The sequence below is a fragment of the Sphingomonas sp. OTU376 genome (assembly GCF_038440415.1).
Taxonomy (GTDB): Bacteria; Pseudomonadota; Alphaproteobacteria; order Sphingomonadales; family Sphingomonadaceae; genus Sphingomonas; species Sphingomonas kyeonggiensis_A.
Genome location: NZ_JASATQ010000043.1, coordinates 25,481 through 46,650, shown reverse-complemented (window position 1 = coordinate 46,650; position 21,170 = coordinate 25,481). Strand labels below are relative to the sequence as shown.

Genomic DNA, 21,170 nt, shown 5'->3' with positions numbered 1-21,170 from the left:
ACAACAGCGCCCCGCCCGGCAACCGCCGCGGCGGTTTTTTGCGTTTTGGGCCTTGTGATGCCGCTTTTGCGGCGGACGATCCGCGAAGGGGTTTGACAGCGGCGGCCGCACGCGGCTTTCTCCGCCGCGATGAAGCGCATTATCCTCGCAGTTATCGCCCTGGCCGTGATCGCGGCCGGCGTGTGGTTCTTCCTCCTGCGCACCAGCGGCGTGCCGGTCTATACGGCGATGGTCGTCGCGACCCATCCGCACGATCCGACCGCCTTCACCGAGGGGCTCTTCTTCACGGACGGCGCGCTCTATGAAAGCACGGGAGAGGCGGGGACCTCGTTCATCCGCAAAGTCGACCCGGCGACCGGAAAGGTGCTCCAGCAGGTCGATCTGCCGGCACCCTATTTCGGCGAGGGCATCGTCGCGTTCGGCGACAAGCTCTATCAGCTGACCTGGAAGGATCAGACCGGCTTCACCTACGGCCTCAAGGACATGACGCTTGGCGACACCTTTGCCTATCAGGGCGAGGGCTGGGGCATGACCCAGAACGGCAAGAACATCATCATGTCGAACGGCAGCGACGAGCTCCGCTTCCTCGATCCCAAGACGATGCAACCGGTCTCGACGCTCAAGGTCACGGCGAATGGCTGCCCTGTCCAGCAGCTCAACGAGCTCGAATGGATCGACGGCGAGATCTGGGCGAACATCTGGCAGACCAACCTGGTCGCCCGGATCGATCCCGCCAGCGGCAAGGTGACGAGCTTCCTCGATGTGAGCGCGCTCGGTCCCAAGACCAGTGACCCCGACGTCGTGCCCAACGGCATCGCCTATGATGCCGCCAGCAAGCGCGTGATGGTGACCGGCAAGCATTGGCCGCAACTCTTCGAAGTGAAGCAGGGGGCGGCCGTCAGCAACAATGCCGATGCGGCGAAGCTGACGAACTGCGGCGGCTAACCCCGCAGTTCTTTGCGATCAGATCGGACTTCGTGGCGACGAAACCGGACGCCGCGTTGCGCGGTTCATGATATGAGGCCCTGATGGGGCTGAAAGATATGACGGGTCTGCTGAGCAGGCGCGACGTGCGCGCCGCCACGCTTCTTGCGCTGGCATTGTGGACCGGAGCGTTGGTGCTCTGGTCAATGCCGGGCTTTGCCGCCGGCGACCCCATGTCGTTCGGCCTGGCCGTGCTGCTCCTCAAGACCTTCGTTGTCGGCATCGTCTTTTCCGCGTTGATCGCAGCCGCGCTGATGCGGGTCGAACGCTGGGATCATCGCCCCCCGATCATCGCGGCGGCCCTGTTCACGCTGGTGCTCGCGCTTGCCCATGGCTGGCTCGACGCGATCTTCATCAACGAAGCGCGGGTGGAAGCCGGGATGAAGACTGCACCGCTCTGGCGGCAGTTCGTCTTCGGACTGATGCCGTTCGTGCTGGTCTATGGCCTCTACGCTTCGGGGCTGGGGCTGGTGTTCAGCAGCATGGTCGCGCAGGAGCGCGAGCGCCAGCTCGCTGCCGCGCAGAGTGCCGCGCAACAGGCGCAGCTTGCCGCGCTGCGCTTCCAGCTCAATCCCCATTTTCTGTTCAATACGCTGAACGCCATTTCCTCGCTGATCGTTACCGGCCGCAATGACGAGGCAGAGGGAATGATCGGCAAGCTCTCCGATTTCCTGCGCGCCAGCCTTGAGGCCGATCCGCAGCGCGAAGTGACGCTCGACGAGGAATTCGCGACCATCCAGTCCTATCTGGATATCGAGGCGGTGCGTTTCCGCGACCGGCTCGAGGCGGAGTTCATCTGCCCGGTCGAATTGCTCGACGCATTGGTGCCGAGCTTCATCCTGCAGCCGTTGATCGAGAATGCAGTGAAATATGCGGTCGCGCCATCACGGCGCACTGTGCGGATCGTGGTGCGCGCGACGGCGACGCGCGAGGACGCGCTCCTGCTTTGCGTCGAGGATGACGGCGGCCAGGCATTTGGCGGGGCACCCAAGGGCGGCACCGGTCTGGGCCTTGCCAATGTCCGCCACCGGCTTGACGCATTTTACGGTCCTGGTGGCGAGCTGGTTGCCACGGCGCGCGAGCGGGGCTTCGTCGCGCTTATCACGCTGCCGCTGCACCGGGCGCAACGCGCGGAGGCGGCGGAGTGATGCGGGTACTTCTGGTCGACGACGAGCCGCTGGCGCTGGACCGGCTGAAGGTTGGCTTCGGCGCGATCGAGGGCGTCGAGGTTGCCGGCACCGCCAGCGATGGGATCGAGGCGGCCGAGCAGATCCGGGCGTTGAAGCCGGACCTGGTCATCCTCGACATCCAGATGCCCGGCCGCAGCGGCATGGAGATTGCCCGCGCGCTGCGCCCCGGTGAGCATCGGCCCGAGATCATCTTCGTCACTGCGTTCGAACGCTTCGCCGCCGACGCTTTTGAAGTCGAGGCCGCGGACTATCTGCTCAAGCCGGTCGCATTCGATCGGCTGCGGCTTGGCGTCGAACGCGCCCGGCGCCGGCGCGCGCTGCGCGATGCGGAGGGGCGGGTAGCCGAGCTTGAGGCGATGCGCGCCGAGGCGCGGCCCGCGCCCGTGGAGGAAATTCCCTATGACCAGGGCATCTGGGTGCCGGGTCGCCAGGGCGCGGTGCTGGTGCCGGTGACCACGATCGACTGGATCGAGGCGGCACGCGACTATGTGCTGCTCAACACCTCACTCAAGAGCCATATCCTGCGCGCGCGGATGAACGACATCGAGAAGCGGCTCGACCCGGCGGTCATGCTGCGCATCCACCGGTCGCATATCGTGCGGATCGGTGCGGTGGTGGGCGTCGAGCGCCCGGGCAAGGGAGCGCTGCGCGTTGTCCTGTCGGACGGGGCGGTGTTGCAGGTCGGACCGAACTACCAGGCCAGCGTCGAGGCCACGCTCAAGCTCTAGGGCTGGGGACTTGTCGCAGGCGCGGCGGTCCCGATCGCACCGGGCATGTGCGGGTGCGCGGCGCGTGTAGCGGATGCTGGATGAGCGATGCGTCGCCGTGGAGCATCTATGTTGAAGCTGAAGATATTTGCATTGGGCGCCGCTGCCCTGATGGCGATGGCGATGAAGCCCGCCAGTGACGATTTCGATACGTTGATCGCCGCCGAACGCCGCTTTGCCGCGGATGCCTCGGCGCTTGGGGTTACGCCGGCCTTCCGGGCCCATGTCGCACCCGACGCGGTGCTGATTTCGCCAACGCCGCGCCCTGCCCCGCCTGAACTGGCGACGCAGACCGATCCACCGGGGGCCAAACTGGAATGGCAGCCGGAGGCGGGGGCCATCGCCAAGTCCGGCGATCTTGGCTTTACCACCGGGCCCTATGTCATGCGCCAGGGGGACCGCGTCGCGCACGGCCAGTATTTCACCATCTGGCGGAAGGTGGATGGAACCTGGCGGTGGGTGATTGATTCGGGCGTGGCTCCCTTCGCCAAGGGAGAGGTGTCGATGCCGTCGCAGGTTGTCAGGATCGGCAATCCGGGCAAGGCCGGGGCCAAGCACGATCTTGAAGCGGCTGAGCGACGCCTCGATGCGGATGCGTCGTCGCTAGCCGGATTTCTCGCGGCCGAAGGGCGCGTGCTTCGGTCGGGAGGTCCGCCCGCCATCGGCGATGCGGGCGTGATGCTTGCGGGGCGAGGCATGAAGGCAACCGGCAAGCGGCTCGGTGGCGGCCAATCCGCTGCTGGTGATCTCGCCTATAGCTATGGCGAGATCACGGGGGCGGACGGCGCCTTGATCGGGCACTATGTTCGGATGTGGCTCCACGAGGCTGCGGGGTGGCGGTTGCTCGTCGATCAACTCGCTCCGCTGCCGAGAAAGGCGCCGCCGGCAAGCTAGGTGGTGCTTACCCAGCCGACCTTGGGGTCGTCGAAATCGACGACGTCGCGCAACTCCCAGATATTCGAATATCCGTAGCCGACGAGATTGATGAAGGTCTGGATGTTCAGCGCCAGCGGTGCCGATTTTAGAGGCACAGGCGGGCGATGGTTCGAGAAGTTGTTGTTGCAGTAGATCAGGATCGGGCGATCGCGGTTATGCCCTATGACTTCCGCTAGCGCTTCAGCGGTGAAATCGGTGAGCGGTAGGTTGACCGCGCCGGCGATATGGCCGCGGGCAAAGGCGTCCTTCGATCGCGCATCCAGCACCAGCGCATCCTTGGTCGTCGCCATCGCCTGGAAGCGCGCGAAGGGAAGGAGCCGCTTTGCGCGCAGTGCCCGGACATCGCGCGTTAGCGTGGCGAAGCCGGCATAGTCGATCTGGGGATTGGCGGCGGCTTCCTGGGGGGCGGCGAGGCCTAGCGCGAGGGCAGTGAGCAGCAGCATCGGCTTTCTCCACGCAATTTGGATGAGTAACGATTGCGCATCCAGGCTGCACCAGTGGTGAACGAAACAAAGTTGCGTGCCCGCCAAGCGGCGCTACACCATCTCCCGAAGTGAGAGGGGATAAGAGATGGCAAGCCTGTTCCGGTTGAAGCAGATCGTCGCGGATGAGGACCGGCCGCCCGAGCATCGCCTCGCACGCACCCTGTCCTGGCCGCATCTCGTCGCACTTGGCGTCGGCGCGATCGTCGGCACGGGCATTCTCACCCTGATCGGCGTTGGGGCGGATCGTGCAGGGCCGGCAGTCATTCTTTCCTTCGTCGTCGCGGGCGCGATCTGCGCCTGTGCCGCGCTGGCCTATGCCGAGCTGGCAACGATGATCCCGGCTTCGGGCAGTGCCTATACCTATAGCTATGCTTCGCTTGGCGAGATCGTTGCCTGGGTCGTCGGATGGAGCCTGCTTGCCGAATATACTTTGGTGGTCGCCACCGTCGCGGTCGGCTGGTCCGGCTATGCGACGCCGTTTCTCACCGGGCTGGGCGTGCCTGCCGAATTGACCCATGGCCCGCAGATGCTGGGCTGGCAGGTGGCGCATTGGGGCGTGAACGTTCCGGCATTGTTCGTCGTCTGGCTGGTCTCCGGACTGCTTATTGCCGGCACGCGCGAGAGTGCGACGATCAATGCGTTCTTGGTGGTGGTGAAGCTGATCGCGCTCGCGGTGTTCGTCGCGGTGGCGCTGCCCTATTTCAACGCGGCCAATTTCGATCCCTTCGCGCCCTTCGGATTCGCCAAGCATGCGAGCGAGGGTGGGGTAGAGCGCGGCATGATGGCCGCCGCTGCGATCATCTTCTTCGCATTCTACGGTTTCGATGCGATCTCCACCGCGGCGGAAGAAGCCAAGAATCCCGGGCGCGACCTTGCCATCGGCATCGTCGGCTCGATGGTGGTCTGCGTCATCATCTACATGGTGGTCGCGCTCGCCGCAGTTGGCGCGCTGTCCTATACCCGTTTCGCCGACAGCCCCGAGCCGCTGGCGCTGATCCTGCGCGAGATCGGCCAGCCGGGCGTTGCCAAGTTCCTGGCGTTGAGCGCGATCGTCGCGCTGCCCACCGTTATCCTGGGCTTCCTGTTCGGCCAGAGCCGCATCTTCTTCGTGATGGCGCGCGACGGCATGCTGCCCAAGAGCCTAGCCAAGGTCTCGCGACGCGGCTCGCCGGTGCGGATCACCATCTTCACGGCGTGTGTGGTGAGCGTGTTCGCTGCCTTCCTGCCGATCGACGAGATCGCGGCGCTGGCCAATGCCGGCACCCTCACTGCCTTCGCCGCAGTTGGCCTGTGCTTGCTCGTCATGCGCCGCCGAGCGCCCGACATGGTCCGCCCGTTCCGCACGCCCTTGCCCTGGGTAGTCGGCCTGGGTGCGATCCTGGGCTGCCTCTATCTGTTCGCCAGCCTGCCGACCAAGACGCAGATCTGGTTCGGCTGCTGGAACCTCTTGGGTCTGGTCGTCTATTTCGCCTATGCACGCCGCAACGCAGCAAAGGGGTGAGTGATGGCAGGCTGGACGATCGGGATCATCGGCGGATCGGGGCTCTACGATGTCGAGGGCATCGAGGATGGCGAGTGGATCTCGACCGAGAGCCCCTGGGGCAAGCCTTCTGACGACTGCTTCGTCGGGTGGGTGGGCCATGTCCGCGTGGTCTTCCTGCCGCGCCATGGCCGCGGGCACCGTATCTCGCCGTCGGACCTGAACGTCCGCGCCAATATCGATGTGTTGAAGCGCCTGGGCGTGACCGATGTTCTTGCGGTTTCTTCGGTCGGTTCGCTGCAGGAAGAGCGGGCGCCGGGCACCTTCACCATCGCCGATCAGTTCATCGACCGGACCAAGGGCCGGCCCTCGAGCTTCTTCGGCGAAGGCATGGTCGCGCACGTCTCGATGGCCGATCCGGTCTGCCCGCGCCTCTCAGCACTGGCGGCGGATGCGGCCAAGGCGGCGGGTGCCACCACCCATGTCGGCGGTACCTATCTGGCGATGGAGGGGCCGCAATTCTCCACTCGCGCCGAGAGCAACCTCTATCGCAGCTGGGGTTGCGATATCATCGGCATGACCGGCATGCCGGAGGCAAAGCTCGCCCGCGAGGCGGAACTGCCCTACGCGCTGGTCGGCATGGTCACCGATTATGATTGCTGGCGCGAGGGCGAGGAAGCCGTCGATGTCGCCACGGTGATCGCCCAGCTCGGCACCAATGCCGACAAGGCACGCAAGATGGTGATGCACCTGCTCCGGAACCTGCCCGAGGAGCGTCCGGCCTCGCCGATCGACACCTGCCTCGACTTTGCGCTGATAACCGCCGCCAATGCTCGCGATCCGCATCTGCTGCGCAAGCTCGACGCCGTCGCCGGCCGCGCCCTCTCCAACTAAGGATAACCCATGTCGTTTCTCGCCGCTCTCGCCCTGCTCGCTGCACAGGACGCGCCCGCGCCGGATCGTTCGCAGGACATGGCCTGGCAGAGCCAGCAGATGCTCGCGCTGGCCAAGCTCAACGGCGCCGATGGCTGGCACAGCACGGCCGAGGGGCTGCGCTGGCGCCGGATCAAGGGGGACGGCTCTGGCAAGCATCCGACCGTCGCCGACACGGTGACGCTGCACTATGCCGGCACCTTCATCGACGGTGAGAAGTTCGACAGTTCCTATGATCGTGGCGAGCCGGCGACGTTTCCGCTCAATCGGCTGATCAAGGGGTGGCAGGTCGCCGTGCCGCTGATGGGGGTGGGCGACACGTTCGAAATCGCGATCCCCGCCAACCTTGGCTATGGCTTCAAGGGCAAGGGGCCGATCCCGGGCGGCGCGACTCTCCTGTTCAAGATCGAACTGCTCGACATTCCCGCGCAATAGGCAGGCCCGCGCAATAGGCTGGAAATATTTCCGGCCAGGCTTGAAGCCGGCGCCATCCTCGCCGGTTGCCGCCGTGTGCCTAGGTATTTTCCCGTGGGTGAGGATGGCTTGCGCGGGTGGCAGGCTTCGCCTGCCGCTGTGTTGCCTTTGTGGCACACCGGCGCGTTAAATGTTTCACCATTTTGCTGAATATGTTTCTGCTTCTTTACAACCGAAGCGGAGTGAAACACCCTGCTCCCAGAGGGGCCTCTTGGGAGGAAGCCCGCTCAGAAACATCCCGGGCGCGATCCGGGGGAGCGAAGGGTAAACAAACATGCTGTACAACAAGACGAAGTTGCACCGTCTTGCCCGCAGCGCGGCGCCTCTGGCGCTTGCGCTCGGCATGATCGCGACGCCTGCCTATGCGCAGACGAGCACGACGCCGCAGGACAAGCCTGCCGCAGCCGACGAAGGCGATTCGATCGTCGTCACCGGCTCGCTGCTGCGCCGCACCGACACCGAGACGCCGTCGCCGGTTACCGTGCTGACCTCGGACTCGCTGGCCAAGGCGGGCATCACCACGATGAGCGACGCCATCCGCTCGATCTCGGCCGACAGCGCCGGTTCGATCGGCACCGGCTTCCAGACCGGCTTCTCGGCGGGCGGCTCCGCCGTGTCGCTGCGCGGCCTGGGCGTCTCGTCGACGCTCGTTCTTGTCGATGGCCTGCGCTCGACCAACTTCCCGATCAACGATGACGGCCACAACGCCTATGTCGACCTGAACTCGCTACCGTTCAGCCTGGTGGACCGCGTCGAAGTGCTGAAGGACGGCGCGTCCTCGACCTATGGCGCGGACGCGATCGGCGGCGTGGTCAACATCATCCTGAAGAAGCAGTTCAACGGCGTCGCGGGCACCGTCGAGGGCGGCGTGGCCGAGCGCGGAGACGCGGGCCATCTCCGCGCCGATCTCACGGTGGGCTTCGGCGACTATGAGAAGTCGGGCTTCAACTTCTATCTCAACGGCGAATATCAGCGCGACGATCGCGTCAGCAATCATGACCGCGGCTTCCCGTACAATACGCAGGATCTGACTGCGATCGGCGGCAACGACAACAACACCGCCGACAGCGGCCTCACGGTCAACACGCCCACTGCCTATGTCGTGCGCACGACGCAGAGCGATCTCAACAACCCGCTGAGCGGCGGCACCGCCGTGACCAACGATCCCGGCCAGACCTATGCGACCTACACCGCGCTGGGCATCGCCAACTGCGCGCGGCCGACCTACACGGTCACCACCGGCGCTGCCCGCGGCGTCGGCTGCCCGTATGACCTGACCGACCTGTACCGACAGATCCAGCCGCTGCAGGAGCGCTACTCGGTCAATGGCCGCCTGAGCGTCCGCCTCAGCGACAACATCGAAGGCTATGTCACCGGCAGCTTCAGCCGCAGCTACGTCTCGATCACCAGCGCCTTCCCGTCGGCGATCCGCCAGACCCAGCCGTTCGGCGGCAGCCCGCTCGTCGCGACGAGCAATCCGGGCGTCGTCCTCCCGTACTTCGTCTGCTCGGCGGGAACGAACTGCGCCACGGCCGCGGATCGGCGCCTGAACCCGAACAACCCCTATGCCACCAACGCGGCCGCAACGCCTGCGATCGCAGCCGCGAATGCCGCCCGCATCTATTATCTGTTCGGCGACATCCCGGGCGGCAGCGAGCGTACCAACGATGTGTACCGCTTCAGCGCGGGCCTCAATGGCAGCCTCGCCAACGACAGCTGGCGTTGGCGGGTCGAGGGCGTCTATGCCCGCGACAATCTGGAGATCACCCAGCACGGCCTGATCAACATCGCCGCGCTGCGCCAGGTGATCAACACCGGCGCGTACAACTTCGTCAATCCGAGCCAGAACACCCAGGCCGTTCGCAGCTTCCTGGCGCCGGACAAGACCACGCCGTCCTATTCGGAAATGTATTCGGCCGACGTTTCGCTCACCGGCGAGCTGGCGCAGTTGCCGGGCGGACCGTTGCAGCTCGCCGTGGGTGGCCAGGTGCGGCATGAGACGCTGGAGAACAACAACCAGAACGCCGCACTCGATACCTACGGTCTGACGACCTCTTCGGCGTTCGGCTCGCATACTGTGTACGCCGCCTTCGCCGAGCTCGACGCGCCGATCCTGTCGTCGCTCGATATCAACCTGTCCGGCCGCTATGACCATTATTCGGAAGGCTATGGCCGCTTCTCGCCGAAGGTGGGTATCAAGTTCACGCCGATCCGCGAGTTCGCGGTGCGCGGGACCTACTCGCAGGGCTTCCGCGCCCCGACCTTCGCCGAGGCCGGTCCCCGCAGCCAATATGCCGGCTTCGTGACGATCACGCCGCCGGGCGCGTTCTGCGCGCAGCATGGTGGCAGCAATAATTCCGGCTCGTGCGCCAACGGCGGCAACCCGTACAACTTCCAGTATTCGGTGGGCCGCGGTTTCGCCGGCAATCCGAACCTCGAGCCTGAAAAGTCGCGCAGCTTCACCGCCGGCGCGATCTTCCAGCCGGCGAAGTGGTTCAGCGCCACGGTCGACTATTACAATGTGAAGAAGACCAACCTCGTGGCGAATGGTCCGCTCGCCGGGGCCGCGATCAACGCCTATTACTCGGTTGCCGGCAACAGCTATGCGTCGGCAGCCGCGGCGTCGGCGGCGGGCTGTGCCGCAGTGGCCGCGGTCGGGGCAGGCTATTCGTGCAACTTGATCGACGGCGTCGATCCGCTGTTCCCGAATGCGCTGCCGCGCGTGCTGATCGTCAACGCGCCGTTCGTGAACGTGAACTCGGACACGACGGAGGGTCTCGACTTCTCGGCGACCTTCTCGGCTCCGTTCGGCGGTGGGGTGAAGTTCACCAGCCGTGTCGAGGCGACCTATGTGCTGCGCTACGACCGCGACACGGCGGCGGGCATCCAGCGCTTTGCCGGCAGCTTCGGCCCCTACGACCTGTCGTCGGGTAACGGTACGCCGCGCATCCGCGGCAACTGGCAGAACACGCTCGACTTCGGCAACTACACGATCAGCGCGACGGCCTATTATGTCGGCCGGATCAAGGAAGTCTCGACCGACCAGGGCAACCTGTCCACGTCGTGCTCCGCGAACCTGTACAAGGTGCCGGCGTCTGCGCCGGGTTATGAGAAGTTCTGCTACGTCAACAGCTTCATCAACATTGACCTGAACCAGACCTTCCGCGTCAACGACGACTTCACTTTCTTCGTGAACGTGAAGAACCTGCTCGACGCCCGTGCACCGATCGCTCCGGCGGCCTATGCGAGCGCGCCGAACTTCCTCACCACCTGGCACTATGCCGGCCTGATCGGCCGCCAGTTCCGGGCGGGCGCGACCTTCAAGTTCTGACAGCGGCTTGAAGTTCGTGAAATGGGGCGGCCTCCTTCGGGAGGCCGCCCTTTTTCGTTCAGAAGCGAATGCCGACGCCGGTAATGACGTTGTTGCTCACCACGCCGCGGGCATAGTCGGTATAGCGATACTCGCTTTTCCAATAGGCGTTGGGGAGCAGCTTCACCTCGACGCCGGCGCCGAGCAGCACGCCATCGAGATTGTTGCGTGCGCTGCTGGTGACACCCGCGACCGTCTCGTCCTGGCGGAGCTGGAGATTGGCGTAGCCGAGCTTGCCGTAAAGCAGCGTATTGGGCGTGATCGGCGTGCCGATGCGGCCGGCGAGGGTGATCTCGCGGCGCTTGCGCAACTCGCCGCCATCGGTGGTGTCGCCATAGCTGTAGCCGGTGTCGGCAAGGTTGAGGCCGACATCGATGCCAGCGATCAGCTTGGGTGCGACCGCGACGTCATAGCCGATCGCTACCCCATAGCCGAGGTCACCCTGCTTCTCGCGACCGTCGCTGGCAGTGGCGAGGTCGAAGCGGATCTGGTCGAAGCCGATCGTCGCTTCGGCATGGGCCCCGGTGAACTGGTCCGCATCCTGCGCCAGCACGGGCGTGGCCGCGCACGAGGTGGCGGCGATGAGGGCGATATGCAGCTTGTTCATTGTCTACTCCATGTACTGGCGCCACAGGGCCGGTGGCGCGGAGGCGGTACTGGAGGCACGGAATCGCGCCCGGGTTTCGGGCGATTGCAGCTCGATCGGATTGCGTTGCGAGGACGCAATAAAAGGGGGCGATACCGGAAGGTACCGCCCCAGAAATCACCGACGCCGGCAGTTAGAACTTGAAGTTCGCACCTGCGCGGAACGTCCGGCCGATCAGGCCAGGTGCGTGCCACGAGGTCAGCGTGTTCACCTGGCTCGGATAGGCGGTATTCGCGAACAGCGGCGCGCGCGCGTTCGTGACGTTGCCCACTAGGCCGAAGAAGCTGAACTGGTCGTTGACCTTCACCGACAGGTTCACATCCGTGTAGATGAAGCTGTTGATGTGGCAGAAGTCGGCGTTGCCGGTGGTCGGCTTGTAGATGGCGGACTTGGCGCAGGAAATATCGGCGTTCGCCCCCGAACTCGCCTGGTCGGCCGCGACGGCCTTCATGGAACCGACCAGATAGGTCGTCGTGCTCAGCGAGAACTGGTTATAAGTGAACGTGTTCTGCCAGTTGCCGCGCCAGCGCGGGGTGCCGCCGCCCGACGACAGATCCTCCGGACCCACGGTGCCGGCATAACGCTGCACGGCGCCGCCGCTGCCCGGGTGGAGATCATATTTCAGCGTCTCCTGCACATCGATGCGGCTCTCCCAGCGGAAGTCCTCGCTGAATTTGATACGCGCATCGGCGGTGAACTCGAGCCCGGCGATGATCGAATAGGCCGTGTTCACATAGGGTGCGTTGAGCACGAGCAGGCGCGGCAACGCGTTGGGCGCGAAGGGATCGGCACCGTCGATCACATTGCACGAATAGCCGGCACCGACTGCCGCGACCTTGGCGCAGCCTGCCGCCGAGGCAGCAGCAGCGCTGGCGAAGGTCTGGCCCGCGACCGAGTAGTAGGCGTTGATCGCCTCTGGCGTCTTCGGGCCGGTGACGATCAGGTTCGACTTCTTCACATTGAAATAGTCGGCGGTGAAGCTCAGCCATGAGGTCGGCTCGAAGATCGCGCCGAGCGTGAGGCTGCGCGCGGTTTCCGGCTTGATGGCTGGATTGCCGACATAGCCGCGACCCAGGCTATACGCCGCCGTGTAGCTTGGATTGGCGGCATGCGCGGTGAGGAAATCACCGACCGGTGTATAGCCGACAAAGCCCGAATAGGAGCTGCGCGCATCCGATTCCGCGAAGGTCGGCGCGCGGAAGCCTTCCGAATAGGTGCCGCGAAGCGCGATCTGCTTGATCGGCTGGAACTTCACGCCCGCCTTGGGCGAGAAGCGGCCGATGCCGGTCGAATAGTGATCGTAACGGCCGGACAGGTTGATATCGAGGATGTCGAGCACCGGGGCGTCGATTTCGAAGAAACCTGCCCAGACAGTGCGGTCGCCATAGGCCTGCGCGGTGGTGAGACCGGGCACGTCGAGTTTCGGGTTCAGGCTGTTGTTGGTCAGCTTCTCCTTGCGATACTGGCCGCCGACGGCGAACTTCAGGTCGCCGCCCGGCAGCGTGAAGAGGCTGCGGCTGAGCGACGCGTCCACCGTCAGCTCGCTCGAATAGGAGATCGCGGTGATCGCCGGCGCCACCATGTCGCGGACCGCCTGGGAGTTGAGGCTCGGATTGACGAAGTTATAGGCGCCGGTGTTGATCGCCTTCACCAGGCCGTTGAGATTGGCCCAGCCATATTGGGTGAAGTTGAGCCGGGCGTGCGAGTAACCCGCCTCGACGTTCCAGTCCCAGCTGTCGCCGACAGTGCCGTGCAGGCCGCCGGTGAAGCGGAACACTTCGTTGGTGCGCTTGCTGCCCGCGGGGATGTCACCGAACAGGTAATAGATGCGTGCGGCGCCTTGACTTGGGTTGGCGGCATAGGCTGCCGCATAGGGGTTGTTCGGGTTGAGCTGGCGATCCGCCGCGGTCGCGCAGTTGACGCCCGATGCGCAGATATAGACCGGCAGCACGATGCCCGGATTGGTGGTCGAGGTCGATGGCGAGCCGCCGAATGCCTGGGTCTGGCGGATCGTGCGTGGGGCGTTGATGATATCGACCTGGCTGTTCGCGTAGCTGGCCGCGGCATAGCCTTCGATATTGTCGCCGATGCGGTAGCTCAGCCGGGCGACGGCGTCATAGCGCTGCTGCTTCGGCGTGATCTGGCCATACTCCCTGGTGAGATCGTGCTTGCAGGCGGTGCCGACGCGGGTGCCATTCTCCGAATAGGTGCCATAGGCGCAATTCGCGAGCGGCGTGAGCGAGGTGTAGAGCGCCGGCGACGTGGCGTTCGTCACTGAACCCGCCAGCGGATTGTTCAGATCGCTCTGGGTCGTGCGGGTGACGACGGCATCTGTCGTTGGCGTGCCGAGCGTATCGTCGGCGCGGTTGTTGTCGTTGCCCCCGACGCCGCGAAGATCGAGCGTGTTGAAGGGGAAGCCGCGCGAGTCAGCCGAAATGCGGCCGCCATATTCATAATCGCCGCCGACATAGACGTTGAAGCCCTGCGTGTCATAGTCGCCGAAGCCGAAGAGGAGCTTCGCGCGGTACTTTGCGCCGTCGCCCTGCTCGGTCGCGCCACCTTCGACGGTCGCTTCGAGACCGGTCATCTGCTTGCGGGTGATGATGTTGACCACGCCGCCGATCGCGTCCGCGCCATACAGCGATGAAGCGCCGTCCTTGAGAACCTGCACCTGCTGAACATTCACCAGCGGGATGCTGTTGAGGTCGACATAGGAGTTGTGGCCGTCGTCGCTGAGCGGGAAGTTGGTCGAGCGAAGACCATCGACCAGGATCAGCGTGGACGACACGCCAAGGTTACGAAGCGAAACGGCGGCACCGCCGGCGGAGAAGCCGCTGGTGAAGCCGTTGCCGATCGAGCCGGCGCCGTCGGCGGAGGCCGAGCGGATGGCGTCCGTCACGTTGGTGATGCCGGCGCGCTCGAGATTCTCCGCGGTGATGACCGTCACCGGCGACGCGGTGTGGGTATCCGACTGGCGGAAGATCGAGCCGGTGACCACGATGGCGCCGTCGTTGGACGGGCTCTCCTGTTGCGGGGTGGCGGTGCCGGCTGTTGTCTCGGTGTTGGCGGAAGCGTCCTGTGCAAATGCGGGCGCAGCAAGGAGCGAGCCCGCCAGCGCAACGGCGGACAAGGCCGCGCTTGCGCGCAGCCGTGCGGTGGTCGTCTTCATGTATTTTTCCTCAATCTCCCCGGCTCTGCTCTCGGCAGACCGGAGACCCCCCGCACTTCCTCGCCGGCGTCCCTGCAGCAACGGCGAAGCGGAGGAGAGGATGAGAGAGTGTTTTACTCGTGTAAAGCATCTCCGCGCCGGAAAGGATTGTTGCCGGGCCGTTTCCGGACGTGTGTTTCCGAAATGCCACACCTGTGCGGCGTGGAGAGATGCCCGCCTGCCGGTGGGGTGCAGGCACAAAAAAAGGGAGGGCGTTGCCGCCCTCCCCCGATTTTCTTCGCCTTGGCTATCAGGCGGCGAGCTTGCGCAGCACGTAGTGCAGGATGCCGCCGTTGAGGAAATATTCCAGCTCGTTGACGGTATCGATCCGGCAACGGGTGAGGAAGGTTTCCTTGGTGCCGTCCTCGCGAGTGAGCTCGACTTCCACGTCCTGGCGCGGGCGGAGGCCGGCCACGTTCTTGATCGTGAAGGTGTCGCTGCCCTTGAGCTTCAGCGTCTCGCGGGTCACGCCCTCGGCGAACTGCAGAGGCAGGATGCCCATGCCGACTAGGTTCGAGCGGTGGATGCGCTCGAAGCTCTCGGTGATGACGGCGCGGACGCCGAGCAGGTTGGTGCCCTTCGCCGCCCAGTCACGCGACGAGCCGGTGCCATACTCCTTGCCCGCGACGATCACGAGCGAAGTGCCGTCGGCCTTGTGACGCATTGCGGCGTCGTAAATCGGCATTACCTGACCACCATAGCGGGTCATGCCGCCCTCGATGCCGGGCACCATTTCATTCTTGATGCGGATATTCGCGAAAGTGCCGCGGACCATGACTTCATCGTTGCCGCGGCGCGCGCCGTAGCTGTTGAAGTCCTTCTTCGCCACCTGATGCTCCTGCAGGAAGGTGCCTGCGGGGCTGTCGGCCTTGATCGAGCCGGCCGGCGAGATGTGGTCGGTGGTGATCGAGTCGCCGAGGATGGCGAGGGGCTTGGCTTCGATGATGTCGGTGACCGGAGCCGGGGTCATCGACATGCCCTCGAAATAGGGCGGGTTGTGGATGTAGGTCGAGCTGGTCGGCCAGCTATAGGTGTCCGAGCCGGTGACGTCGATCTTCTGCCAGTGCGCATCGCCGGCGTACACGTTCGCGTAGCGCGAGCGGAACATCTGGTCGTCGATGTTGGCACTGATCAGCCCGGCGACTTCCTCGTTGGTCGGCCAGATGTCCTTGAGGAACACGTCCGCGCCGTCCGACCCCTGGCCGATCGGCGTCTCGTACATGTCCTCGGTCACCGTGCCCTTGAGCGCGTACGCCACCACCAGCGGCGGCGAGGCGAGGAAGTTCGCGCGCACGTCCGGCGAGACGCGGCCCTCGAAGTTGCGGTTGCCCGACAGCACCGAGGCAGCGACGATGTCGTTGCCGTTGATCGCCGCCGAGATCGGCTCGGCGAGCGGACCCGAGTTACCAATACAAGTGGTGCAGCCATAGCCGACCAGGTTGAACCCGATCGCGTCCAGATCCGCGGACAGACCCGTCTTGTTGAGATAGTCGGTCACCACCTGCGAGCCCGGCGCGAGCGAGGTCTTCACCCACGGCTTGCGGGTCAGGCCTTTCTCGCGCGCCTTGCGGGCGACAAGGCCGGCCGCGATCAGCACCGAGGGGTTCGAGGTGTTGGTGCACGAGGTGATCGCCGCGATCACCACGTCGCCGTCACCGATGTCGTGGTCCTTGCCCTCGACGGGCACGCGCACGGCATGGTCCTTCTTGTAGACCTTGGTCAGGTCGCCGTTGAACACTTCGTCGACGCTGTCGAGGCTGACGCGGTCCTGCGGGCGCTTCGGGCCGGCGAGCGACGGACGCACCGTCGACATGTCGAGCTCGAGCGTGTCGGTGAAGATCGGCTCCGGACCATCGACCGAATGCCAGAAGCCCTGCGCCTTGGCATAAGCTTCCACGAGCGCAACAGTCTCGTCGGGACGGCCGGTGAGGCGCATGTAATCGAGCGTCTTGTCGTCGATCGGGAAGAAGCCGCAGGTCGCGCCGTACTCGGGCGCCATGTTGGCGATCGTCGCGCGGTCCGCCAGCGTCATCGCGTGCAGGCCCGGGCCGTAGAACTCGACGAAGCGGCCGACCACGCCCTTGGCGCGCAGCATCTGGGTGACGGTGAGCACGAGGTCGGTCGCGGTGATGCCCTCGCCGAGCTTGCCGGTCAGCTTGAAGCCGACGACTTCGGGGATGAGCATCGACACCGGCTGGCCGAGCATCGCGGCTTCCGCCTCGATGCCGCCCACGCCCCAGCCGAGCACGCCCAGGCCGTTGACCATCGTCGTGTGGCTGTCGGTGCCGACCAGCGTATCCGGATAGGCGATCGTCGCGCCGTCGGCGGTCTTGGACGACCAGATCGACTGCGAGATATATTCGAGGTTCACCTGGTGGCAGATGCCGGTGCCCGGCGGAACCACCGAGAAATTGTCGAGCGCCTTCGAGCCCCACTTCAGGAACTCGTAGCGCTCCGCATTGCGCTCATATTCGAGCGCGACGTTATCCTCGAACGCCTTGGGCGTGCCGAACTCGTCGACCATCACCGAGTGATCGATGACGAGGTGGACGGGGACCTGCGGATTGATCTTCTGGGCGTCGCCGCCGAGCTTGGTGATCGCATCGCGCATTGCCGCCAAATCGACCACGCAGGGAACGCCGGTGAAGTCCTGCATCAGCACGCGGGCCGGGCGATACTGGATCTCGCGGTTCGAACGCGCGTCCTTCTGCCAGTCGACGATCGCCTGGGCGTCGTCCTTGGTAACGGTGACGCCGTCCTCGAAGCGCAGCATATTCTCGAGCAGCACCTTCATCGAGAAGGGCAGGCGGCTGATGTCGCCAAGCTTCTTCGCGGCCTTGGGCAGCGAGAAGAAGTCGTAGCTGGCGGTGCCGACAGTGAGCGTGTCGCGGGTGCCGAGGGTATCGTTGCCGATCGCGGTCATGAGGCGCGGGGTCCTTTCTTTTGTCCGGCCGGGCGCTCGGGGGACGTGGCACCTTTATAGAGCCGCGCGGGCGCACCGGAGTGCTGCGAATGCGAAGATTCGCGGGTGCCGCTAGCACGGGCGGGGGGCGGGGGGAAGGGGAGGCATCGCGCTACGATCGCGCGATGATCTCTCCGCCTGGATAATCGTCCTTAGCCTCACGGTACATAATGACCCTGCCAGCAAGGCGTGTTGCCTGCCAGCCTGCAGGAAGCATTTGACATACAAGAGAAATTATCGATCGCACGGTGTTTTCAGCTGCAGTTAATTGCACCGTCGCGTCATGCAATTCCTGTATGGCGCCAGCGCTACGTTCGAAACGAAGCGTGTAGGGGAGTTGTGGCGTTATCCTGCTGAGCAGGTTGTGCGCGGATAGCGGATCCAAGGGCAGATGCGCGGATACGTCGATGTCGATGTTAATGGGGTAGTTCGCATCGAACCCGTCGGCCTTCAGGGCTGTCGTATCCCGTTTTCTGCCAGGATCGTTGCTGCCAAATCCGGATCCATTCCAGGCGGGTTTCTGATCCCTTCTCCTGTAGTGCTCGATCAGCGCGGTCTCGAGATCCATTGCGGAGAAAACAAGAACTTCGACGGCACGGAATGAGATGTCGTCAACCGAGAGGTTGTGACGGCTCATAATCGTCCAAGCGTGCCTAGAGAGGCGCTGACGAAGTCCTGCTTCCGCGTCAGTTTTGCCCACGTAGACCAGCCTATCCCGATGGAATAGTTGGTAGACGCCCTGAGCATTTGGAAGCTGATCGGCGGTGGCGGGTGTGAGTTGCCCTTGCGGCATCCGATCAAGCAAACTTACAAGTTGCTTCAGAAGGGCTGGCGCGAGGGCGAACTCAAATGACTCGAAACCGGTAATTGCGGGCGCTTGATCAGGCATTGCTTCTCGTAGTCGCTTTAAGATGCTTCGCGACATCCTTAGCAACTACGGCGGCCAAGTCGACCGGAACGGCATTGCCTAGCTGGCGCATCGCTTCCGACCACGAGCCGTGTAATTCGTAGGTGTCGGGGAAAGTTTGCAGACGCGCACTCTCCCTAACGGTGAAGTAGCGGACGCTTCCATCGGCTCGCGTCAGCATATTCTCTCCCCCAGGAACTCCGTGGACACCAGCTTTCAGAGTCTTTGCGGGTTCGTCGAGAGGGCTACCGGTATGACCGGGATATGATTTAGCGCCTGCTTGGAAGCGATGATTCAAGATTTTAGATGCATGCGCGCTTGTCGGTTCGGGAAGATCGCAGATCGCATCTCGCACTGTTCGCCATGCTTTCGTAAGCGGCTTTTCGCGCAAAAGCTGAGCCTTGCTCAGGGCACGTGCATCCACGGTGCGCTCTCCAAGGGAAGCCTTATGGCGATCCCAATAGGTGTTCGAACGGCATTGCTCCCACAGGAGCGCATCATTTGAATGAGTGGGGGCGGGAAAATTCCACTCGATATCCAAGTCCGATCGAAAGCCGACAAATACAATGCGTTCGCGTCGTTGTGGGACCCCGTAGTTTGCAGCGTTCAACACCTCGGCAAGCAAGGTATAGCGAAGGCCTTCGTAATTGGCTCCGCCCTTTGTCTTGGTGTGATGGCGCTCAAGGCGGCGCAGGTGATCATCCCAATTCTCATCCGCCGCGGGATGGATTTCTGGATATTGAAGTTGCAGCTCGATATACAATTTATACGACGCAAACGCCGCACGCGTGAGCCCCTTCACATTTTCGAAAATAAAGGCGTCGGGCTTAATTTCTCGGACGGCTCGCACCGCCTCACCCCACATATCCCGTTTGTCAGCGTGGGCTTTATGCTTTCCGCCTAGCGAGAATGGTTGGCATGGCGGACCGCCGCTGACGAGCGACACCTTCCCCTCAAAAGACGAAAAGTCCACGCTTCGGACGTCGCCATGAATCGGCTCTGGCCAAGCGGAAACCGGTCGGATTTTATTCCTGCGATTCTCATTGATCGTGTCGCAGCACCAACGGTCCCACTCGACAATCTTCACGGGCTTAAAGCCAGCTTGGCTGACTCCCATGCCAAGTCCGCCGGCACCGGCAAAAAGCTCTACGGCTTGCATCTAGCCCCTCACGCGATAAGAAATGAGCGCAGTTTGTTCCGCGTATGTTCTATATCGCGAATCTCGCATTCCCACACAACCAAAATTTGCCACCCATCAGCCTCCAATGCGGCGACATGACGCGCATCACGTTGCGCGTTGGCTTCAAGTTTGGGAGCCCAAAAGTCCAGCCTTGATTTAGGTAATCTAGCCAGCTTGCATCCGGCATCAGGGTGGCGATGCCAGTAGCAGCCGTGCACAAAGATCACTTTATGCCGCGATCGAAAGACCAAGTCCGGCTTTCCGGGTAGGCTGCTGTCGTGCAGTCGGTAGCGAAAGCCCATCTGATGGACGAGGCGCCGAACGACCCACTCCGGCTTGGTGTCCTTGCCCTTAACGCGCGACATTCGGGCGCTTCGTTCAGCAGGGGACAAGGTATCGGCCATGAATCTTTCTAGCGAAATGGCTCTTAATGCGCGCTTGGTAGCTGATGATGGCAACATGGGAGTAGCGCGAACGTATCCGCTCAAATTTATGTTCCACATTTGTTCTTACAATGTAGGAAAATCCCCCATAACTGAGTCGGCTCCTGGGAAAAGGAGCGAGTCGCATGGCGGGCGAATTCGGGCGGCAGCGTTGGTCGGGGGCGGTGCGGGAGGCTTTCCTGCGCGGGCTGGCGGCGCATGGTTCGGTGCGGCGGGCGTGCCGCGAGACGGGAATGAGTACGGCCGGCGCCTATTGGGTGCGCAAGCACGATCCTGATTTTGCCCGGCTCTGGGCCCGGGCGGTGGCGCGGGCCGGGGAGGCGCGGGCGGCGCGGCTGAGCGAGGCGGCGGCGAAGCATGCGCGGCGCGACGGGATGTTCGGTGCCTATCGCAGGCGGCGGGACGGCTGGACAGAGGTGCGGGTGCGCATCTTCCTGCGCGGGCTCTCCGAGACCGGCTGCGTGCGCGATGCCTGCCAGCGGGCGCGGATCTCCAGCACCTCCGCCTATCGGATGCGCCAGCGCGACGCGAAGTTCGCCGAGGCCTGGGCCAAGGCGCTCGACCGGGCGCTGCCGACGCTGGAGCAGGCGGCCTGGGAACGCGCGGTGATGGGCTGGGACGAAGTGGTGTGGAAGGACGGGGTGGAAGTGTCGCGCAAGCGGCGCTTCTCCGATGCGCTGCTCCGCTTCCTGATCAACCATGCCGGCGCCGGCCAGCCGCACCGTAAGCTCAGCGAGAAGGAACTGATCGCGCAGGCGCGGGCGGCGGCCTATGCCGCGGGCGGCTATTTCGAGCTGCGCGCGACCTCCGAGGAAACCGATGCCGCGATCATGCGCAAGCTCGACGCGATCGACCGGGCGCGGGCGCGCGAGGCGGCGGATGCGGCTGAGAAGGCGGCGGCGGAGGCCGCGGCGCTGGGCGAAGGGTTCGGGGAGGAGGACGACGACGAGGATTGGGACGAGGACGACGACGGCGAGGACGAGGAGGATGCGCCGGCGGAGTGGGTGCCGAAGACGTTCGGGCAGCCGCGGATTACGGGGATGTAGTTCGGCTTGCTCCCCTCCCTGCAAGGGAGGGGTTGGGGGCGGGTTGCGACCCCGGCGAAGGCCGGGGGAGCCCAGCCAGCCGGTCGGTGAATAAGGAAAAAGCCGGGCATCGAGCCCGGCTTTCTCTAACCCACCCCTGGCCCCTCCCTTCCAGGGAGG

The 21,170-nt window shown here is 64.2% G+C and carries 16 protein-coding genes; 9 read left to right on the top strand and 7 right to left on the bottom strand.

Annotated features, from left to right (window positions below; all coding sequences use genetic code 11):
* Positions 1–129: 129 nt before the first annotated feature.
* The 4 genes from AAHM44_RS16910 (at position 130) to AAHM44_RS16895 (ending at position 3,835) form a co-directional block, all read left to right on the top strand.
* On the top strand, positions 130–945 hold the full coding sequence (locus AAHM44_RS16910; protein ID WP_342250716.1) for a glutaminyl-peptide cyclotransferase: 816 nt from the start codon (positions 130–132) through the stop codon (positions 943–945).
* A gap of 83 nt (positions 946–1,028) precedes the next feature.
* Entirely contained in the window at positions 1,029–2,132 is a 1,104-nt protein-coding gene (locus tag AAHM44_RS16905) for a sensor histidine kinase (protein ID WP_269572853.1), read from the top strand.
* Entirely contained in the window at positions 2,132–2,902 is a 771-nt protein-coding gene (locus AAHM44_RS16900; RefSeq protein WP_269572852.1) for a LytR/AlgR family response regulator transcription factor, read from the top strand. Before AAHM44_RS16905 ends, AAHM44_RS16900 begins: the two co-directional genes overlap by 1 nt.
* Before the next feature lie 108 nt (positions 2,903–3,010).
* Positions 3,011–3,835 carry a nuclear transport factor 2 family protein gene (locus AAHM44_RS16895; RefSeq protein ID WP_269572851.1) on the top strand — a complete coding sequence of 275 codons (825 nt, stop codon included), beginning with the start codon at positions 3,011–3,013 and terminating at the stop codon, positions 3,833–3,835.
* On the opposite strand, the gene AAHM44_RS16890 is transcribed toward AAHM44_RS16895, so the two are convergent.
* A complete protein-coding gene (locus AAHM44_RS16890) occupies positions 3,832–4,320 on the bottom strand; it encodes a rhodanese-like domain-containing protein (protein WP_269572850.1) in 489 nt (162 codons plus the stop codon). The genes AAHM44_RS16895 and AAHM44_RS16890 overlap by 4 nt on opposite strands.
* 127 nt (positions 4,321–4,447) lie before the next feature.
* On the opposite strand from AAHM44_RS16890, the gene AAHM44_RS16885 reads away from it, so the two are divergent.
* From AAHM44_RS16885 to AAHM44_RS16870, 4 genes are all read left to right on the top strand, one after another.
* On the top strand, positions 4,448–5,863 hold the full coding sequence (locus tag AAHM44_RS16885) for an amino acid permease (RefSeq protein ID WP_342250715.1): 1,416 nt from the start codon (positions 4,448–4,450) through the stop codon (positions 5,861–5,863).
* Between the two features lie 3 nt (positions 5,864–5,866).
* A complete protein-coding gene (mtnP, locus tag AAHM44_RS16880) occupies positions 5,867–6,736 on the top strand; it encodes an S-methyl-5'-thioadenosine phosphorylase (protein ID WP_269572848.1) in 870 nt (289 codons plus the stop codon).
* A 9-nt stretch (positions 6,737–6,745) separates the two neighbouring features.
* Entirely contained in the window at positions 6,746–7,210 is a 465-nt protein-coding gene (locus AAHM44_RS16875; protein WP_184169163.1) for an FKBP-type peptidyl-prolyl cis-trans isomerase, read from the top strand.
* A gap of 313 nt (positions 7,211–7,523) precedes the next feature.
* The gene (locus AAHM44_RS16870; protein ID WP_269572847.1) at positions 7,524–10,580 is read left to right on the top strand and encodes a TonB-dependent receptor plug domain-containing protein; all 3,057 of its coding nucleotides are present in this window, start codon (positions 7,524–7,526) and stop codon (positions 10,578–10,580) included.
* A gap of 58 nt (positions 10,581–10,638) precedes the next feature.
* Here the strand turns inward: AAHM44_RS16870 and AAHM44_RS16865 are convergent, their stop codons facing one another.
* From AAHM44_RS16865 to AAHM44_RS16840, 6 genes are all read right to left on the bottom strand, one after another.
* Entirely contained in the window at positions 10,639–11,226 is a 588-nt protein-coding gene (locus AAHM44_RS16865) for an outer membrane protein (RefSeq protein ID WP_342250714.1), read from the bottom strand.
* Positions 11,227–11,398: 172 nt separating this feature from the next.
* A complete protein-coding gene (locus AAHM44_RS16860; RefSeq protein WP_342250713.1) occupies positions 11,399–14,434 on the bottom strand; it encodes a TonB-dependent receptor plug domain-containing protein in 3,036 nt (1,011 codons plus the stop codon).
* A 289-nt stretch (positions 14,435–14,723) separates the two neighbouring features.
* The gene (gene acnA / locus AAHM44_RS16855; RefSeq protein ID WP_342250712.1) at positions 14,724–17,396 is read right to left on the bottom strand and encodes an aconitate hydratase AcnA; all 2,673 of its coding nucleotides are present in this window, start codon (positions 17,394–17,396) and stop codon (positions 14,724–14,726) included.
* 151 nt (positions 17,397–17,547) lie between these two features.
* Entirely contained in the window at positions 17,548–18,324 is a 777-nt protein-coding gene (locus AAHM44_RS16850) for a GIY-YIG nuclease family protein (RefSeq protein ID WP_342250711.1), read from the bottom strand.
* Entirely contained in the window at positions 18,317–19,501 is a 1,185-nt protein-coding gene (locus AAHM44_RS16845) for a DNA cytosine methyltransferase (protein ID WP_342250710.1), read from the bottom strand. Before AAHM44_RS16845 ends, AAHM44_RS16850 begins: the two co-directional genes overlap by 8 nt.
* 8 nt (positions 19,502–19,509) lie before the next feature.
* Entirely contained in the window at positions 19,510–19,926 is a 417-nt protein-coding gene (locus AAHM44_RS16840) for a very short patch repair endonuclease (RefSeq protein WP_342250709.1), read from the bottom strand.
* Positions 19,927–20,090: 164 nt separating this feature from the next.
* On the opposite strand from AAHM44_RS16840, the gene AAHM44_RS16835 reads away from it, so the two are divergent.
* Positions 20,091–21,011, top strand: a complete 921-nt coding sequence (locus tag AAHM44_RS16835; RefSeq protein ID WP_342250708.1) for a hypothetical protein — start codon at positions 20,091–20,093, stop codon at positions 21,009–21,011.
* Positions 21,012–21,170: the final 159 nt, after the last annotated feature.

Coding starts and splice junctions, on each gene's coding strand:
- acnA (WP_342250712.1), bottom strand. CDS start 17,396: ATGACCGCGATCGGCAACGATACCCTCGGCACCCGCGACACGCTCACT.
- AAHM44_RS16905 (WP_269572853.1), top strand. CDS start 1,029: ATGGGGCTGAAAGATATGACGGGTCTGCTGAGCAGGCGCGACGTGCGC.
- AAHM44_RS16890 (WP_269572850.1), bottom strand. CDS start 4,320: ATGCTGCTGCTCACTGCCCTCGCGCTAGGCCTCGCCGCCCCCCAGGAA.
- AAHM44_RS16875 (WP_184169163.1), top strand. CDS start 6,746: ATGTCGTTTCTCGCCGCTCTCGCCCTGCTCGCTGCACAGGACGCGCCC.
- AAHM44_RS16865 (WP_342250714.1), bottom strand. CDS start 11,226: ATGAACAAGCTGCATATCGCCCTCATCGCCGCCACCTCGTGCGCGGCC.
- AAHM44_RS16910 (WP_342250716.1), top strand. CDS start 130: ATGAAGCGCATTATCCTCGCAGTTATCGCCCTGGCCGTGATCGCGGCC.
- AAHM44_RS16845 (WP_342250710.1), bottom strand. CDS start 19,501: ATGCAAGCCGTAGAGCTTTTTGCCGGTGCCGGCGGACTTGGCATGGGA.
- AAHM44_RS16895 (WP_269572851.1), top strand. CDS start 3,011: ATGTTGAAGCTGAAGATATTTGCATTGGGCGCCGCTGCCCTGATGGCG.
- AAHM44_RS16900 (WP_269572852.1), top strand. CDS start 2,132: ATGCGGGTACTTCTGGTCGACGACGAGCCGCTGGCGCTGGACCGGCTG.
- AAHM44_RS16885 (WP_342250715.1), top strand. CDS start 4,448: ATGGCAAGCCTGTTCCGGTTGAAGCAGATCGTCGCGGATGAGGACCGG.
- AAHM44_RS16870 (WP_269572847.1), top strand. CDS start 7,524: ATGCTGTACAACAAGACGAAGTTGCACCGTCTTGCCCGCAGCGCGGCG.
- mtnP (WP_269572848.1), top strand. CDS start 5,867: ATGGCAGGCTGGACGATCGGGATCATCGGCGGATCGGGGCTCTACGAT.
- AAHM44_RS16840 (WP_342250709.1), bottom strand. CDS start 19,926: ATGGCCGATACCTTGTCCCCTGCTGAACGAAGCGCCCGAATGTCGCGC.
- AAHM44_RS16850 (WP_342250711.1), bottom strand. CDS start 18,324: ATGCCTGATCAAGCGCCCGCAATTACCGGTTTCGAGTCATTTGAGTTC.
- AAHM44_RS16835 (WP_342250708.1), top strand. CDS start 20,091: ATGGCGGGCGAATTCGGGCGGCAGCGTTGGTCGGGGGCGGTGCGGGAG.
- AAHM44_RS16860 (WP_342250713.1), bottom strand. CDS start 14,434: ATGAAGACGACCACCGCACGGCTGCGCGCAAGCGCGGCCTTGTCCGCC.